This is a genomic window from Enterovibrio sp. FF113 (genome assembly GCF_041439165.1).
Classification (GTDB): Bacteria; Pseudomonadota; Gammaproteobacteria; order Enterobacterales; family Vibrionaceae; genus Enterovibrio; species Enterovibrio norvegicus_A.
In genome coordinates this window covers 99,149-115,264 of sequence record NZ_JBGONO010000005.1, presented here as the reverse complement: position 1 = coordinate 115,264, position 16,116 = coordinate 99,149, and the positions used below count along the sequence as shown (strand labels likewise).

Annotated in this window: 12 protein-coding genes; 6 read left to right on the top strand and 6 right to left on the bottom strand. The window is 48.5% G+C overall.

Going from position 1 to position 16,116, the window contains the following annotated elements; all coding sequences use genetic code 11:
• Positions 1-621: an adenylyl-sulfate kinase gene (cysC, locus tag ACED36_RS05490; RefSeq protein WP_371732899.1), complete on the top strand. Its 621-nt coding sequence runs from the start codon at positions 1-3 to the stop codon at positions 619-621.
• Between the two features lie 30 nt (positions 622-651).
• Here cysC and ACED36_RS05485 read toward each other — a convergent pair whose 3' ends face one another.
• Together ACED36_RS05485 and ACED36_RS05480 are read right to left on the bottom strand one after the other, a co-directional pair.
• Positions 652-1,569, bottom strand: a complete 918-nt coding sequence (locus ACED36_RS05485; protein ID WP_017005230.1) for a TIGR03899 family protein — start codon at positions 1,567-1,569, stop codon at positions 652-654.
• A gap of 293 nt (positions 1,570-1,862) precedes the next feature.
• Positions 1,863-2,417, bottom strand: coding sequence for a YtfJ family protein (locus ACED36_RS05480; protein ID WP_016959042.1), 555 nt, complete (start codon positions 2,415-2,417; stop codon positions 1,863-1,865).
• A 394-nt stretch (positions 2,418-2,811) separates the two neighbouring features.
• Between ACED36_RS05480 and ACED36_RS05475 the strand changes: the two genes are divergently transcribed.
• Positions 2,812-3,021 carry a DUF1107 domain-containing protein gene (locus ACED36_RS05475; protein WP_016959041.1) on the top strand — a complete coding sequence of 70 codons (210 nt, stop codon included), beginning with the start codon at positions 2,812-2,814 and terminating at the stop codon, positions 3,019-3,021.
• 115 nt (positions 3,022-3,136) lie between these two features.
• Here ACED36_RS05475 and msrA read toward each other — a convergent pair whose 3' ends face one another.
• Positions 3,137-3,778, bottom strand: a complete 642-nt coding sequence (gene msrA, locus ACED36_RS05470; RefSeq protein ID WP_371732898.1) for a peptide-methionine (S)-S-oxide reductase MsrA — start codon at positions 3,776-3,778, stop codon at positions 3,137-3,139.
• Positions 3,779-3,927: 149 nt separating this feature from the next.
• Between msrA and ACED36_RS05465 the strand changes: the two genes are divergently transcribed.
• Together ACED36_RS05465 and ACED36_RS05460 are read left to right on the top strand one after the other, a co-directional pair.
• Positions 3,928-5,652, top strand: coding sequence for an autotransporter assembly complex family protein (locus tag ACED36_RS05465; protein WP_371732897.1), 1,725 nt, complete (start codon positions 3,928-3,930; stop codon positions 5,650-5,652).
• Positions 5,652-9,404, top strand: coding sequence for a translocation/assembly module TamB domain-containing protein (locus ACED36_RS05460; protein ID WP_371732896.1), 3,753 nt, complete (start codon positions 5,652-5,654; stop codon positions 9,402-9,404). Before ACED36_RS05465 ends, ACED36_RS05460 begins: the two co-directional genes overlap by 1 nt.
• Positions 9,405-9,506: 102 nt before the next feature.
• Here ACED36_RS05460 and fbp read toward each other — a convergent pair whose 3' ends face one another.
• On the bottom strand, positions 9,507-10,523 hold the full coding sequence (fbp, locus tag ACED36_RS05455; protein ID WP_371732895.1) for a class 1 fructose-bisphosphatase: 1,017 nt from the start codon (positions 10,521-10,523) through the stop codon (positions 9,507-9,509).
• 305 nt (positions 10,524-10,828) lie between these two features.
• Here fbp and mpl point away from each other — a divergent pair, with 305 nt between their 5' ends.
• Together mpl and ACED36_RS05445 are read left to right on the top strand one after the other, a co-directional pair.
• On the top strand, positions 10,829-12,187 hold the full coding sequence (gene mpl / locus ACED36_RS05450; RefSeq protein WP_371732894.1) for a UDP-N-acetylmuramate:L-alanyl-gamma-D-glutamyl-meso-diaminopimelate ligase: 1,359 nt from the start codon (positions 10,829-10,831) through the stop codon (positions 12,185-12,187).
• A gap of 98 nt (positions 12,188-12,285) precedes the next feature.
• On the top strand, positions 12,286-12,921 hold the full coding sequence (locus ACED36_RS05445) for a flavin prenyltransferase UbiX (protein WP_017005222.1): 636 nt from the start codon (positions 12,286-12,288) through the stop codon (positions 12,919-12,921).
• A 100-nt stretch (positions 12,922-13,021) separates the two neighbouring features.
• On the opposite strand, the gene ACED36_RS05440 is transcribed toward ACED36_RS05445, so the two are convergent.
• Positions 13,022-13,459: a universal stress protein gene (locus ACED36_RS05440; protein ID WP_016959034.1), complete on the bottom strand. Its 438-nt coding sequence runs from the start codon at positions 13,457-13,459 to the stop codon at positions 13,022-13,024.
• A gap of 57 nt (positions 13,460-13,516) precedes the next feature.
• On the bottom strand, positions 13,517-16,090 hold the full coding sequence (locus ACED36_RS05435) for a TRAP transporter permease (RefSeq protein WP_016959033.1): 2,574 nt from the start codon (positions 16,088-16,090) through the stop codon (positions 13,517-13,519).
• Positions 16,091-16,116 lie beyond the last annotated feature (26 nt).

Below are 16,116 nucleotides of genomic sequence, written 5' to 3'. Positions count from 1 at the left end.
ATGAGTGCTTTGGACTCGAAGCATACGGATGAAAACGTCGTGTGGCATAGCCATGCTATAGATAAGAATTTCCGTGCCGAGCAGAAAAAGCAACGTCCGGCATTGCTTTGGTTTACTGGCCTGTCAGGTTCGGGTAAATCAACAGTGGCAGGTGCGCTGGAAAACAAGCTTGCTCAATTGGGGTATCACACCTATTTGCTTGATGGCGATAACGTGCGCCATGGGCTTTGCCGTGATTTGGGCTTTTCGGATCATGATCGTCGCGAAAACATTCGCCGTGTCGGTGAAGTAGCAAAGCTGATGACCGATGCAGGCCTTATCGTTTTGTCAGCGTTTATTTCGCCGTTTCGTGAAGAGCGCGATCTGGTTCGAGAACTGCTGCCAAAAGGCGATTTTTTAGAAGTGTTTGTTGATACGCCGCTCGACGTATGTGAATCACGCGATCCGAAAGGGCTTTATAAGAAAGCACGAGCGGGGGAAATTAAAGCATTCACCGGTATTAGCTCAGCCTATGAAGCGCCAGAGCAGCCAGAAATTCATTTGCATACCGATCAACACACGATCGATGCGATTGTTGCGCAGTGCCTGAGTGTATTGCGAGAGCAAGGTGTGATCGCCTGATCACACTTGCTCAGTGCTTTTGTCGCGCAGTTACGCTTTTTCGTTGACCGTTGATCCCACGTCACTGTTGATAGAAAACGCGCGCGACAGAAGTGCAATTAACGCATCCAAATACTCTGGGTGCGACTTTTGCCCTACCAGTTTTGCCAATTCATTGCCCGTTGGGCTGAAACGATAATAGTAAATGCGCGCGCCTTTGCGAAGTGGCGTCAGCATAAACGTTTGTCCTTGTCCGCTCAGAGGAAGGGAAGAGGCGGGATCGAGCAGGCCTGATTCCAATTCGGTTCTCAAAATGAGTCCCAGATCCATCAAAAGCATCAAATCGGTAAAGGGCAGTTTGAAGCTTCCCAGTGCCAATCTCTCCGCAAGGTCCGGTTTAAAATACCGACGCATACCATTTTCTGGTTGGCGAAACCCCGTGATCAGCTTGTTTGAACCGTCGCTTCCAAAGGTGCAGGCGAGGGAACATGCTCGCTGCAATGCTTGTGCCTCTCGCTGCGTGATGGTTTCTAATAACGCCAGCGCTTTCAGAGAGGTACTGCCGGGTTTGAGGATCTCTTGTTTTAGAATTCGTGCCCATAGATTCTGCATGCTTTCGCCGTAAATGGTTTTCGCCATTTCGAAAAAGCGATACAGCCAATCGGGGTCTGGAGAGCGAGAGGTTTCATCTCGGCACAGATCGTGCGTGATCTTAATGATCTGCTCAAGGTTGGCTTGCTGCTGCTGTTTTATTTGTAATTGTCGATATCCAGCGCGAGTGGTCAGGCTGTCGTGCTCAATGTCGTGCAGCTTTGCATCAATATGGTGAGCCGTTGCAATGGCAGACAACTTTTGTTGACTAGACTTAACGTGATTCTCTTGGCCGCTCTGGGTGCTGCCTGCGTGTTTTTTGTTGCTGTCATCGACGATGACGGCTTCAATCACCACTGTTTTCTTTGGTTCAGCCATATTTTCATCCGCCTGCATGCGATAAATGAATGTTTTAGCAATGGTTTAGCAAGACCGGCAATTAATCAACTATGTTAAAATTAAATTAAATTTGTTAACATTTAATCAAATGCCGAACAAACAAGGAGGAGTCATCGCAGTGAAAAAGTTCAAAGTGAATTCTGTGAATATCCTGCTTGTCGTTTTTTACATTGCTACCTTGCTATATCTGTCTCAGTTTATCGGCTAATTGATCGAAAACATTAAAAAAACCCGCCATTGGCGGGTTTTTTTGGTTCAAGCAGTGAGCAAGATCACTGCATTAGCTTATTGACTAAATCAATGACTTGCGTGATTTCTGCGTGACTTAGTGCGCCTTCTTTAACAAAGCGAACGTCGCCTAGTGGGTCAATCACCATGATGGCTGAGCTTTCATCTTTAAGGTGCCAAGCCTTTGCGACCGCGCCGTTTTTGTCCAAGACAATGGATGACCAACTGAACTCTTGCTTACTGTCTTCTGCGGACGATTTAACGAAACCGCCCGTGCCCCAAATAGCATCATCTTGATTGATAATGGTGGTGGTTTGGTATTGATCATTTGGAAAATCAGCCGCTTTGATCGCTTCTACCAAAGGTGCATTCATTTCTTTGGCGCTACTGCGTCCCGCGATAGCTTGAATAATGCGAACCTTGCCAGTGAGATCGGTGCTGTTCCAGGTTTGATAACCAACCGTGTCGCCATTCAGCGTGAGTTCGCCATGTTTTTCGACAGTGGCGGAGGGTACAGGTTGGCCATTAGAAATGATGTGTGCCGAAGCGAAACCTGAAATGAGAGCGGTTGCTAAGGCTAGTGTTTTAATACAACGCATAGAGGTGATGTCCCCATTTATTAGTGTGTGATAGTACGAAACAACCACTGAAGTCCTTCATCTTTAGGGTGTTTCGGTATTTGACTATAGCCGATACAGGGTAACCGCCCGTATCAATAACAGATCCAACCACTCAAAATCAGAAAAATCCTTGGCACTAATTTGAATCATTTTTGAATCATTGTGTCATATTTTTGCCATCTGGATATTTTTGGCTACGCTTACTCGGTGTGGCAGGAAATAGGGATAACCCGCCCATATCTAATGTCCAAGTTGTTATTGAGATAATCCCTGAACTTTTGGCATTCAGATTGCATCGCAGAAATGTCAGCCATTGGTGAAACTAATGGTGTGCGATACAGGTCTTTTACATTGGCATGGAAGGAGTTCATCAATGTTTCGTATTTTTAATCAGTACCGTCCGCGTCAGGTTGCTCGCTACGTGAAGGGTTTTTTTCGCGGTAGGCTTTATATCGATGGCGTTGGGGCATTTGAATTTGATGGCGGGAGATTGCTCCCCCCAACGAAAAAAGATAAGCGCGCGCTGACTGTGATGACTGAAGTGAATAATGAGATCCGAGCAATGACAGCTGCCGCTGCATAACACGCTGCTCTCTCGCTACTCTAAATTGAAAAGCGCCCGTCGATGACGGGCGTTTGTGTTTCTGCGTTTTAGCGGTGAATCTGAGCCTATTCGCAACGTAAAAAGATCAACGCGTTCATCGCTCCCAAGGGGGCAAGCACACGCCTGTACCACCAATGCCGCAATAACCATTCGGGTTTTTATGCAGATACTGCTGATGGTATGTTTCGGCGAAATAGTAAGGCCCCGCAACATCAATCTCTGTCGTGATATCAGATGATTTCCCTGCGTTTGTCAGTGCTTGTTGATAAGCCTCTTTGCTGCTGAGTGCCGCCTCTTTTTGTTCGTCGTCAAAATAATAGATAGCTGAACGATATTGAGTTCCAACATCATTTCCTTGACGCATCCCTTGAGTGGGATCATGACTTTGCCAAAAGTGTGTCAAAATAGCCGCCAGAGAAATGTTATCTGGGTCATACACGACTTGTACTATTTCGGTATGCCCCGTTTGTGCAGTACACACGTCCTGATAAGTTGGGTTGACTGTAACGCCACCGCTGTAGCCAACGGACGTTGAAATTACGCCATCTAGCTTCCAAAACAGGCGTTCAGCGCCCCAGAAGCAGCCCATTGCCAGTAAAATCTGTGCATGACCATCTGATGGGCTTTTGCTGAGTGACGTGCCATTGACGGCATGAGGGTCAGCCGGAATAATTTCAGCGGAGCGGTTAGGAAGTGCTTGTTCTGCCGTGATCGTGGTTTGTTTATTGTTAAGCATGCCGCGACTCCTTGTCGTCTGTATTTTTATGATTCCATATTTATCGTGGTTTGGTGCACTTTTGCAACAAGACATCTGATCATATGGAGGGTCATACTGTTCAGTAAGAATCAAATTGGCTCTCAGGGTGAGAGAAAGACGTACGGTTGATGATAAGAAAACGATTAATACCTTGGGTACTGAGTGGATTCGTGTTGGTGCCAGAAATGGCCATTGCCAGCGTGGATTTCGACATCAAAGGTTTAGATGATGCGCTCAAGGACAATGTAAGTATTTACATTGACGCCATCCCTGAAAGTGAACGACGACTGAATTTTCGCCTTCAAGCCCGTGTGGCAGATGAAACCAAAAAGGCGCTTCAGGCATTGGGTTACTACTACCCAGTCATTGGTTTCAAGGTTGAAGACAAAACGTCAGACACGGATGCCACGATCGTACTGAACATAGACCCGGGTAAGCCGGTCCTCATTTCAGAGGTCGATATTCAGATCGACGGTGATGCCACCAAAGATGACGCTTTCACTAAGCTATTGGAAACGGCACCGAAAAAAGGCGACATCCTGGATCAGGGAAAATATGATTCGCTTAAATCGGCCATTCAAAGCCTCGCTATTCGTCGCGGCTACTTCGATGCAGATTATACCCTTTCTCGCTTGGAAGTGGCGCCAGGCCTTTATGAGGCATTTATACGGCTTCATTTCAGCAGCGGTATGCGTTTCCACTTCGGCAATGTGTACTATCACAACAGTCAAATTAATGAAGATCGTTTAAGTAGCATGCTGACGTTTAAAGAAGGTCAGCCTTATCTCGTTAGCGATCTCGGTGCTTTTAATCAAGCGTTGGCGAATACAGGTTGGTTTTCGTCTGTATTGGTCGAGGCTGGCCTAGACGATTTGCGTCAAGACAGAGTACCGATTTCGGTGAGCCTCGAACCTGCGCCGCGAAACCAGTTTGAGACGGGTATTGGCTATTCGACGGATGTCGGGCCTCGCGTGAAAATCGGTTGGAAAAAGCCGTGGTTTAACAGCCGTGGGCATAGCTTGAACACCGATCTCTATGTGTCAAAACCCAAGCAAACCCTTGAGTCGACCTACAAAATCCCCCTTGAAGATGTGCAGCGCGAGTATTATCAGGTTCAGGTTGGTGTCGAAAATATCGATAACAACGACACAAAAAGTTTGGAATTGACGTCTTCTGTCTCTCGTCACTGGAAATACGACACGGGCTGGCAGCGCTCATTGTATTTGCGTTGGTTGTACTCTGATTATACCCAGGCCAGCGTTTCAGATATCTCCAATCTCATACTGCCCGGTATTAACTTCTTACGTGTCCGCAGTCGTGGTGGGGCTATGCCCTATTGGGGGGACAAGCAGTCGATTACATTTGAAATGGCTGAACCCATCTGGGGATCTGACATTAATCTTTATCGCGTGATTGGACAAACAACCTGGATTCGAAGCCTTAACAACAATAATCGATTCATTTTTCGCGCCAACGGCGGTGGCGTGTTTACCGATGAATTCGAACGTGTGCCGCCGTCATTGCGCTTTTTCGCGGGGGGTGATAACAGCATTCGCGGTTACAGTTATGAGTCGATTTCACCGAAAGATTCCGATGGGAAACTCGAGGGTGGTAGCTATTTGGCGACGGGATCGCTTGAATACAATTATCGCGTGACAGGCAATTGGTGGGCAGCGTTGTTTACTGATGCAGGGGATGCATGGACAAGTGGTACCCCAGAATGGAATACGTCGGTTGGTGTCGGTGTACGCTGGGAGTCTCCCGTCGGTCCCATCAGTTTGGATGTCGCACACGGGTTTGAAAATACCGATGATAATTTTATGATCCACTTTAGTTTAGGACCGGAATTGTAATGCGCTGGCTGAAACGTTTTGTCATTGCCATCATTCTGTTGTTGGTTCTCATTGTGCTGGTTGTCGGGGCATTGTTGCTGACGCCTGCTGGGGTAAGAATTGCAGTGTGGGGGGCTCAAGAAGCAGTACCTGAACTGACGATCGAGAAAAGCCAAGGCGCTCTGCTCAACGGCTTTACGCTAAGTGGTATTTCCTACCAAAGCTCTGCCTTCTCGTTGACGGGGAAATCTCTGTCGCTCGATATTGAAAGCAAATGCCTGTCTGGGCCTGCTTTGTGTGTTGAAAGGCTGACGGCTGACGGGTTGACGGTTACCGTCGGTGAAACAGAAGCATCACCAGAAGAGCCTTCCGCGCCCATATCTCGGATCTCGACGCCTATTCCTGTGTTCTTAAGCGGCGTGTCTTTGAGTGACATATCCCTTGATATTCTCGGTACGAAAGTGCATTGGGACAGCTTCACTGCTGCAGCGCAAATGCAACGTGACACGCTGACGTTAAAATCGACTACGTGGCAAGGGATCAATGTGTCGCTCGCAACGACCAGTGATAGTGAGGCGAAAAGTGATCGTGCGGATGATGCTAAGAGCAAGGTAGGAAGCAGTGATAAAAACAATTCCGCAGAGGCTATTGTGCTGCCCGAGGTTTCGCTTCCGCTGAATGTAGTCATCGAACGTTTCGAGCTAAAAGATGCCACCTTATTGTTGCCAGAAAAACAGGTGATCAATCAGTTTTTATTGGTCGGAAAAGCCGCTGGAAATGATATTACGCTGTCGCAAGTGGTGCTGGACGCTGAACAAGGCAAAGTTTCTCTAAACGGCGATATTGCCTTGAAAGGCAATTACCCGCTGACCGTAGAAGCCGATGCCAATATTCGCATGGCGCCATTGGCTGGACATTCGCTGAGCTTAGATGCGAAGGGCGATCTCAGCGATTTGGCGTTAGGCGCGCGCTTAACAGGCACCTTGCGAGCGAACCTTTCCGGAAAGGTGAACGTACTTGAGCCGAATATACCGTTTGATTTGTTGTTAAATAGTAAGAATCTGCAATGGCCTATTGATACGGCTGCAGAATATCGGCTGACTTCAACGGCACTCAATGCCCGTGGCAGCCTGAAGCGCTATAACGCAACATTGAAAACATCCGCCTCAGGCGATGTGATTCCTGATATGGCACTTTCAACCAAACTGAGCGGCGATTTGTCTGAAATCACCTTAAGTGATTTTAAGCTTGCGACGTTAGGCGGCGATATTGCAGGAACGGCAAATGTTGGTTGGGCGGATAAGGTGAAATGGAAAACGGCGCTCGATTTTAATGACATTCAACCTGGTCTCCAGTGGCCAGAGGCGGAAGGTAAGCTCTCTGGACAATTTAAAAATGACGGTGAACTGACCTCTCAAGGTGGTTGGAAAGTCAATGTTCCCGAGCTGGATATTCAAGGTGTTGTTCGCGATCAAGCCTTGACCATCGTGGGGCAGGTGAATGCCTCTGATGTGAAAGGCAAGGGCGATATTAAGGTAGAAACCCAAGGTTTGTCGCTGCGCCATGGGCCGAACCAAGTGGCTGTCACTGGACGCGTAGACAACACCTTAGATTTAAATTTGAAGCTGAACTTACCCAAATTGTCGGCGTCTTTGCCACAAGCTGGCGGCAGTATTCAAGGTGATGTGGCTCTGTCGGGTACGTTGAAAAAGCCAACGGCGACGATGACGCTAAATGCCAAGACATTGCGCTGGGAAGAGTTAGTGACTGTGCAAAGTGTCAATGTTCGTGGCTCGGTGACACCGCTCCCGATTATTGGCGGCGGTTTGATTGTTGATGTCACAGGGTTGAAAGCCGAAGGTGTGGATGTGTCTCAACTATCGCTACGTGCCTCGGGCGATGAAAAAGATCAAACCCTGACTGTGTCCGTGAAGGGCAAGCCAGTGGGTGCTGATCTGGCACTACGTGGCAGTTTGGATCGCGAAAAAGGCTGGAAAGGTACCTTATATGAATCCAAGCTCACTACGCCAGTAGGGCCATGGAAACTCGCGAATGAGGTGCCGTTAGGCTTTGAACTTAAAACAGGCAAGGTCGATGTTGGCGCATTTTGTTGGACGCAAAGTCAAAGTCGGATCTGTTTGGATAAACCAATTTCGGTCTCTGACAGTGGCGCTGCGCAGGTATCTATCGTCGACTTTAATCTTGATATTATTCAATCGTTCTTGCCCGTCACGACGACCTTATCGGGGGCGCTTAACGCCAACGCCGATGTGGCGTGGAAACCGGACGCACTGCCGACAGTGAAGGCCTCGGTCACTTTAGGTAGAGGGCAGCTGGTCGAGCAACTCGATCAGCCATTTACCTTGGGTTGGAATAAGAGTTCAGTGAACGCGACGCTGAAAGATGACAAGCTCAATGCCGATATCTTGATTGATGTGGCCAACAACGGATCAATTTCGCTTAATGCCTTAATGACCCACTTATCTGATAAGAAGCGCACATTGCAGAGCACCTTCGACATTAACGCCATCAATCTTGATCTGCTCGCGCCGTTGTTTGGCGAAGACACGCAATTTGATGGCATGCTCAATGGCAACGTCGTGATGAATGGCGATATCAATGCACCAACGGCGAACGGCAGCATCAAGCTGGCAGGGTTGAAGCTACAAAGCCTTTCTGCACCCGTGGAAGTGCGACAGGGTAACGTGACAATTGCACTGACAGGTCGCCAAGGCAACATTAATGGTGACATCAAAACGCCGGATGGCGATCTTGTGTTATCCGGTAGTGCGGACTGGCGTGATCTCAATGCTTGGCTGGCGACTCTCAACGTCAAAGGTCAGCGTTTGAAAGTGGTTGTTCCCCCGATTGTGGCACTTGAAGTCAGCCCTGACATGACCTTGAAAGCAACACCTAAACAAATAGACGTAACCGGCAATGTTTCCGTGCCTTGGGGGCGTATTGTTGTTGAATCCTTGCCCGCCTCTGCGGTGCAGGTATCCAGTGATGTGGTCATTTTGAATGATGATCTTAAACCTATTAGCGAGAACGAATCCTCCCCAATATCAATCAATGCAAAAATCGGTGTGAATATCGGTGACGATGTGCGACTTGAGGCTTTTGGTTTAGTCACAAACTTGGTTGGGAAACTCGATGTCAGCAGTAATAAGAAAGGCCCAAGCGTGAGTGGAGAAATCAATTTAGAGGATGGGACATATCGATCGTTTGGTCAGGACTTGCTGATCCAAAAAGGTCAGATTCTGTTTAATGGGCCGCCAGAGCAACCGTATCTTCAAGTTGAGGCGATCCGTAACCCTGATGCGATTGATGATAATGTCGAAGCGGGTATTCGCGTAACTGGCCCTGCCGATGCTCCTGAGGTGAGTGTGTTCTCGGTACCTGCCATGCCACAAGCTAACGCGCTTTCTTACCTCACAAGAGGGCAGAATCTAGACGCCGAATCGGATGGCAATGCCATGACATCAATGCTGATTGGGCTAGGCCTTTCGCAAAGCGGAAAATTGGTCGGGAAGCTAGGTGAGGCGTTTGGTGTGCAGGATCTCAGTCTAGATACTTCAGGCAGTGGTAACGACGAGAAAGTCGAAGTATCGGGCTACATTCTTCCGGGTCTTCAAGTGAAATACGGTGTGGGGATATTTACCAGCCTGCCAGAGTTTACGGTGCGCTATCGACTGCTGTCAGATTTGTATGTTGAAGCGGTATCCGGTGCTGATAACGCGGTGGATTTGCTATACCAATTCAGTATTAAATAGCGCACTGGTTATCTAGATAACATTGCCGATATCGTGAAGAAAGAAGCCCGCATTTTCGGGCTTCTTTCTGTCTTGATACTTCTGCGCATTTACGTTGTGCGTTTATTCAAAATCAGGGTTATCTCTCAAGAACTCTTCCACTTTATCGACCATGTGCGTTGAACCGACAAAATAGGGCACACGCTGGTGAAGTTCGGTGGGTTTAATATCAAGGATACGTTTTTCGCCGTCAGACGCTTTACCGCCCGCCTGTTCCATGATGAATGACATTGGGTTGCACTCATACAGTAGGCGAAGTTTGCCGCTTGGGTAGGCTGCCGTGCTCGGGTATAAGTAGATGCCCCCTTTGAGCATGTTACGGTGAAAATCTGAAACTAAAGAGCCGATATAACGTGAGGTATATGGACGATTGTCTTCGGGTTCATTCTCTTGGCAGAATTTCAGGTACTTCTTCACCCCTTGCGGGAATTTAATGTAATTCCCTTCGTTGATCGAATAAATCGTTCCTTCCTCTGGAATTCGCATGTTTTCATGCGACAGGCAGAACACACCGATTGATGGGTCATAGGTGAAGCCATGAACGCCATTCCCTGTGGTGTACACCAGCATGGTGGAAGAGCCATAAATGATATAGCCAGCTGCCACTTGCTGATTCCCTGGTTGTAGGAAATCTTCCATGGTCGCCGAGCTACCAATGGGAGAGACGCGACGGTAAATCGAGAAAATGGTACCGACGGAGACGTTGACGTCAATGTTGGAGGAACCGTCGAGTGGATCCATCAAAATGACGTATTTTGCATTGTGTCCTTGCGCGTTGTCGAAAATGACCGCGTCATCTTCCTCTTCACTGGCAACGCCACACACTTGATCCCTTGCCGCCATGGCTGACTTAAACTTCTCATTGGCATAGACGTCGAGTTTTTGTTGTTGTTCGCCTTGCACATTTTCGCTACCAAATGCCCCTGTAATATCAACCAAGCCAGCTTTGTTGATTTCACGGTGGACGATTTTTGCAGCGAGTCGGATAGAAGATAGCAGTGAGCTCAATTCACCGCTGGCATGAGGGTACTCATGCTGCTTTTCAATGATGAACTCGCCGAGTGTACGCATATCGGACATTTCAGATCCTTTTGATGTCTGTAACTAAATTCTTGGGTAAGATGCTTGAAAATAAAGAGGTGCACGCCGCAAGCGTTAGGCGAAAACTGCGCCTTATTTTCCAAGTTGATTCCATACTAAACCGAGTCACGCTATCTCGGCTGTACGCAACAATGCGCAAGTAGTCATGCCATGACTGGGCAAAAAATCAACTTGTTACAAAGTTTATAGTGTAGAACTTTTTATTCGTACCGAAGTAATTTGGACGTGTCCGGAACTGTGATCGCCCTGCGATACAGAACGGGTAACTAGGCTGGCGGAAGCGTATGCATATACATATTTTGGGAATTTGCGGCACTTTTATGGGTGGCGCAGCCATTCTGGCAAGACAGTTGGGTCATAAAGTGACGGGGTGTGATGCCAACGTGTATCCGCCAATGAGCACATTACTTGAATCACAAGGGATCGAGATCATCCAAGGTTACGATCCTTCTCAGCTGGATCCGGCTCCCGATCTGGTGGTGGTAGGGAATGCTATGAGTCGTGGCAATCCTTGCGTGGAATATGTGTTGAACAAAAACCTGAATTACACATCAGGCCCGCAATGGTTGCTGGATTTTCTTCTTAAAGATCGCTGGGTGCTGGCGGTAGCAGGCACCCATGGCAAAACCACGACTGCGAGCATGTTGGCGTGGGTGTTGGATTCATGCGGTTATCAGCCGGGCTTTTTGATTGGCGGTGTACCGGGCAACTTTGGTGTGTCTGCGCGTCTTGGCGAAAGCATGTTTTTCGTGGTCGAAGCCGATGAATATGACAGTGCCTTTTTCGATAAGCGCTCCAAGTTTGTTCACTACCATCCTCGTACATTGGTCATCAATAATCTTGAGTTCGATCATGCCGACATCTTCGATGATCTGGCGGCGATAAAACGTCAATTCCATCATCTTGTTCGCACGGTTCCGGGGATCGGACGCATTATTGCGCCATCGGAAGATCTGAATGTCAAAGACACCTTAGACATGGGATGTTGGAGCGAGCTGGAATTTGCGGGTGAAGATGGTCTCTGGCGCGCTGAAAAAAGACAAGCAGATGGTGGCGAATTTGATGTCTGTTTCGATGGCCAATGTGTGGGCACAGTGCGCTGGGATTTGATTGGCGACCACAACGTCAACAATGCTTTGATGACGATTGCCGCGGCGCGTCACGTTGGTGTCACGCCTGATTTAGCGTGTGAAGCACTGGGAAGCTTTATTAACACCAAGCGTCGCCTTGAGCACAAGGGAGAATTTGCAGGTGTTACTGTGTATGACGATTTTGCTCACCATCCCACAGCCATCAAGACCACGCTGGAAGGGCTGAGAGCGAAAGTCGGTGAAAAACGTATTCTTGCTGTGCTTGAGCCGAGATCCAACACCATGAAGCTTGGCGTACATAAAGATGAGATTGCCCCTTCTTTAGACAGCGCAGATGCCGTCATCTTGTTCCAACCCGATCATATTAAATGGTCAGTCAACGATATTGCCAAGGCATGTAAAGCGCCGGCGCAGACATTTGATGATATTGATCTTTTGGTAGAAGGCATTGCACAAGAAGCCCAAGCGGGAGACGTTATACTGGTGATGAGTAACGGCGGATTTGGCGGCATTCACGATAAGCTGCAACAGGTATTGGCACAGGGTGGCTAAGTTACGCAGCCAGGTGTTAGGCAATAACGTGAATGAATGGCTAATCAAAGCAAATAAGCAAAGCATGCAAAGGGAAACCATGACTAAGGCGTCAGACCATGATTAAAGCTTCAGAGAGCGACAAGCGCATTACACTAGTGTGGAGTGGGGCGTCAGGGGCTCCTTATGGCCTTCGTTTGTTAGAGTGCTTGTTAGCGGCAGATTACGAGGTGTTTTTGCTGGTGTCATCGGCCGCTCGCGTGGTGTTAGCGACGGAACATGGTTTGAAGTTACCTTCAGGTCCCGAGGCGGCTAAAGAAGCACTCGTTAAACACTTGAGTGTGTCGACAGACAAGCTAGTGGTATGCGGTAAAGAAGACTGGTTCTCTCCGGTTGCGTCAGGCTCTGCAGCGCCAAAGAAAATGGTGGTGTGTCCGTGCTCGGCAGGATCGCTGGCGGCGATAGCTCACGGTATGTCGGATAACCTTGCTGAACGAGCTGCAGATGTGGTGTTGAAAGAGCGAGGGCAGTTATTGCTGGTGGTTCGTGAAACGCCATTTTCAACGCTTCATTTGGAAAATATGCTCAAGCTTTCCAAAATGGGTGTCACCATCATGCCTGCTGCACCAGGGTTTTATCATCAGCCTCAATCTATCGACGATTTGGTGGATTTCATGGTGGCGAGAATTCTTGATCATTTAGGTATTGAGCAGGTGTTGGTGCCTCGTTGGGGGTATGATCACCGCAGCGAGTGATAGGGTGATGCTCAAGCAAGATGGCATTGCAATAACACGATGAGATGAAATGAAAAAAGGGCGGGTCGCAATGACCGCCCTTTTTTATGTCTGAAGATTATCAGCCTTGTGGCTTTAAAATCAGCACGTTAACTTTCGATTGTTCTAACACTTTTGATGCCACTGAGCCGATCAATAGCTTGTTGGCTTTTGAGCGCTTATGGCTTGGCATAACAATCAAATCACAGCTCAGAGCGTCCGCTGTTTTCACGATCGCTTTGTAAGGCTTTCCTTCGGCAACGGAAATATCATACGCCACGCCATCAGGCACCATACGCTCTGCAAATGCTTTGAGGTTCAGTTTCACATCTTGTTTCATTTTACGCGCTGCGTCTTCTGGGAAATAAGACGCCACCATGGAATTGTGTATTCCTGGTAGTGCCGTCAAAAGATGCAGGGTCGCGCCAGTTTGAGCGGCTAACCAGACAGCATGTTCAACGGCGTTATCGGCAAAACTCTCATCATTCAAATCAACGGGGACCAGAATGTGTTTATACATGAGTGACACTCTCTTATTCGTTAGTGATCAGAAGGGGCGCTATCGCCCCAGCCGAAATTAAGCCGCTAGCTTTATGCGACGACGCTGATTCCATGCCAGTACACCCAACAATAGGAAGGTTGGAATGAATACCCACTCTTTCATTGGTCGATCAGCCGGAGTGCTGACTTGAACGATTTCCCAATCAAAGTCGATGCCCGCTTTCTCTGCTGGGCTGCCGAATTGGATCATATCGACAAATTTCGCGCCGTCTTCATCACGAAGTTCCAACCCTGTCGACAAGACGCGAGCTAAACCTTCGGCTTGCGCGGTATCTATGGGCAGATGAACGTGCTTAGTGATGATGTCGCCATCGATATTTTCACCACGAACTTGCAAGTTAAGCGTTTGACCATCAGGCAGTTTTTCAGCCACTTCAATAATAGCAGAGCCTTCAAAGTCATTCGTTGGTGCGTATACCTCATCCCAGAAAAAGCCGGGACGGAACAATGCAAATGTGATGAGAAGCATTAAGATGGTTTCCCACCATTTATTACGCGTTAGCCACCATCCTTGGGTGGCAGCAGCAAACACGAGCATTGCGACGGTTGCTGAAACAATGGTTAGGATCAAGTGCACAGGACCATCAATATCGAGCAACAACAACTGGGTGTTGAAGACAAACATAAACGGCAAAATAGCAGTACGAATATCGTAGGTAAAACCCTGAATACCGGTTTTTATTGGGTCGGATTTGGCAATCGCAGCAGCAGCAAAAGCAGCCAAGCCCACTGGTGGCGTGTCATCGGCAAGAATACCGAAATAGAACACGAATAAGTGAACCGCAATTAATGGAATGATCAGGCCAGATTGTGCGCCTAAGGTAACGATAACCGGTGCCATCAGCGTCGATACGACGATGTAGTTCGCTGTGGTTGGCAAGCCCATACCAAGCAGCAAGCTGATCACAGCAGTGAACAGAAGCATGAGTATGATATTGCCGCCAGAGACAAATTCGACAAAGTCGGTCATCACTAGGCCGATACCCGTCAGCGTCACAACGCCAACCACGATACCCGCGGCAGCTGTAGCAACACCAATACCGATCATGTTGCGCGCGCCTGTTACAAACGCTTCCGTCAGATCAATAAAACCCGCTTTGGTTTCTGTGTCCATTGGGTTCTTTTTGTTGAAAAACGCGAGCAGTGGACGGTGCGTCACAACGATAAACATCATGAACACTGTGGCCCAGAATGCAGACAAACCCGGTGAAAAACGTTCAACCGTTAAACACCAAACCAGCACAAAAATAGGCAGTAGGTAGTAAAGGCCTGCACGTGCGGTTGGACCAGGGTCTGGTACTTCTGATAAATCTGCCGCGGCAGGGTCTTCAACGGCGTCTGATTTGTAGCGCGATGAGTAACGAACCAGTGCTACGTACGCGACCATCACAACAATACCGATTATCACGGTTGCCGCTGAGCCGAAGGCTTCTTTGGTCCAACCGATGCCGTAATAGACAGCAAGGCTTAGCACAATCATGCCGACAATCACTGTCATGTAAGAGAACAAGCTCTCAAGGAACGTCGGTTTATGGCGGCGAGGTAGTCCTTCCATGCCCGCTTTACAGGCTTCTAGGTGGACAATATAAATCAGCGCGATGTAGGAAATCAGCGCGGGTAACACGGCCGCTTTGATGACTTCCACATAGGAAATGCCGACGTATTCGACCATGAGAAATGCTGCAGCACCCATGATAGGTGGTGTTAGCTGACCATTGGTTGAAGCCGCCACTTCAACAGCACCGGCTTTGACACCGGAAAAGCCAACACGCTTCATCAGAGGAATAGTAAACGTACCCGTGGTAACAACGTTCGCGATAGAAGAGCCCGATACCAGACCGGACAGGCCTGATGCCACAACCGCGGCTTTTGCCGGGCCGCCACGCATGTGACCGAGCAATGAGAATGCAACTTTAATGAAGTAGCCACCTGCGCCTGCTCTATCTAATAACGCACCAAATAGTACGAACAAGAATACGAACGAGGTTGATACCCCAAGGGCAACACCAAATACGCCTTCAGTGGTCAGCCATAGATGTGACATGGCTTTGTTGATGCTGGCGCCTTTGTGGGCGATGACATCTGGCATATGAGGGCCGGCAAAGGTGTAAAGCAAGAAAAAACCTGCCACGACCATTAACGGAGGACCCAGTGCGCGGCGTGTTGCTTCAAGCAACAACACCATGCCCATCACAGACACAACGATGTCCATTTGGGTGGGGGCGCCGGATCGAGAAGCGAGTTCGTTATAGAACAGGAATAAATAACCTGCTGCAAAACTCCCTAGTGCAGCAAAGACCCAATCAATAGCGGGGATACGGTCACGAGGGGATGATTTAAACGCAGGATATGCGGTAAATGCCAAGAAGATGGCGAAAGCGAGATGTATAGATCGCGCTTCCGTGTCGTTGATTAGGCCCACACCAAAAATGAATGGAAGCGGTGAAGCATACCAAAGCTGGAATAGAGACCAGCACAGTGGAACGAACCATAGAATTCGCCCCGGTATTCCTAATGGAGCTCTGGCCCCGGTGTCCGCTTGCGCAACAATGTCTTGAGCATCAAGCGGTGTCTCGGTCGTCTTCGTCATGCCATTGTCCCTTTTTCGGCAAGTAA

What these genes read in the sequence shown, in the direction of transcription:
- ACED36_RS05460 (WP_371732896.1), top strand. Translation starts at nt 5,652, where the DNA reads ATGCGCTGGCTGAAACGTTTTGTCATTGCCATCATTCTGTTGTTGGTT.
- fbp (WP_371732895.1), bottom strand. Translation starts at nt 10,523, where the DNA reads ATGTCCGATATGCGTACACTCGGCGAGTTCATCATTGAAAAGCAGCAT.
- ACED36_RS05465 (WP_371732897.1), top strand. Translation starts at nt 3,928, where the DNA reads ATGATAAGAAAACGATTAATACCTTGGGTACTGAGTGGATTCGTGTTG.
- ACED36_RS05485 (WP_017005230.1), bottom strand. Translation starts at nt 1,569, where the DNA reads ATGGCTGAACCAAAGAAAACAGTGGTGATTGAAGCCGTCATCGTCGAT.
- cysC (WP_371732899.1), top strand. Translation starts at nt 1, where the DNA reads ATGAGTGCTTTGGACTCGAAGCATACGGATGAAAACGTCGTGTGGCAT.
- ACED36_RS05475 (WP_016959041.1), top strand. Translation starts at nt 2,812, where the DNA reads ATGTTTCGTATTTTTAATCAGTACCGTCCGCGTCAGGTTGCTCGCTAC.
- msrA (WP_371732898.1), bottom strand. Translation starts at nt 3,778, where the DNA reads ATGCTTAACAATAAACAAACCACGATCACGGCAGAACAAGCACTTCCT.
- ACED36_RS05480 (WP_016959042.1), bottom strand. Translation starts at nt 2,417, where the DNA reads ATGCGTTGTATTAAAACACTAGCCTTAGCAACCGCTCTCATTTCAGGT.
- ACED36_RS05445 (WP_017005222.1), top strand. Translation starts at nt 12,286, where the DNA reads ATGATTAAAGCTTCAGAGAGCGACAAGCGCATTACACTAGTGTGGAGT.
- mpl (WP_371732894.1), top strand. Translation starts at nt 10,829, where the DNA reads ATGCATATACATATTTTGGGAATTTGCGGCACTTTTATGGGTGGCGCA.
- ACED36_RS05435 (WP_016959033.1), bottom strand. Translation starts at nt 16,090, where the DNA reads ATGACGAAGACGACCGAGACACCGCTTGATGCTCAAGACATTGTTGCG.
- ACED36_RS05440 (WP_016959034.1), bottom strand. Translation starts at nt 13,459, where the DNA reads ATGTATAAACACATTCTGGTCCCCGTTGATTTGAATGATGAGAGTTTT.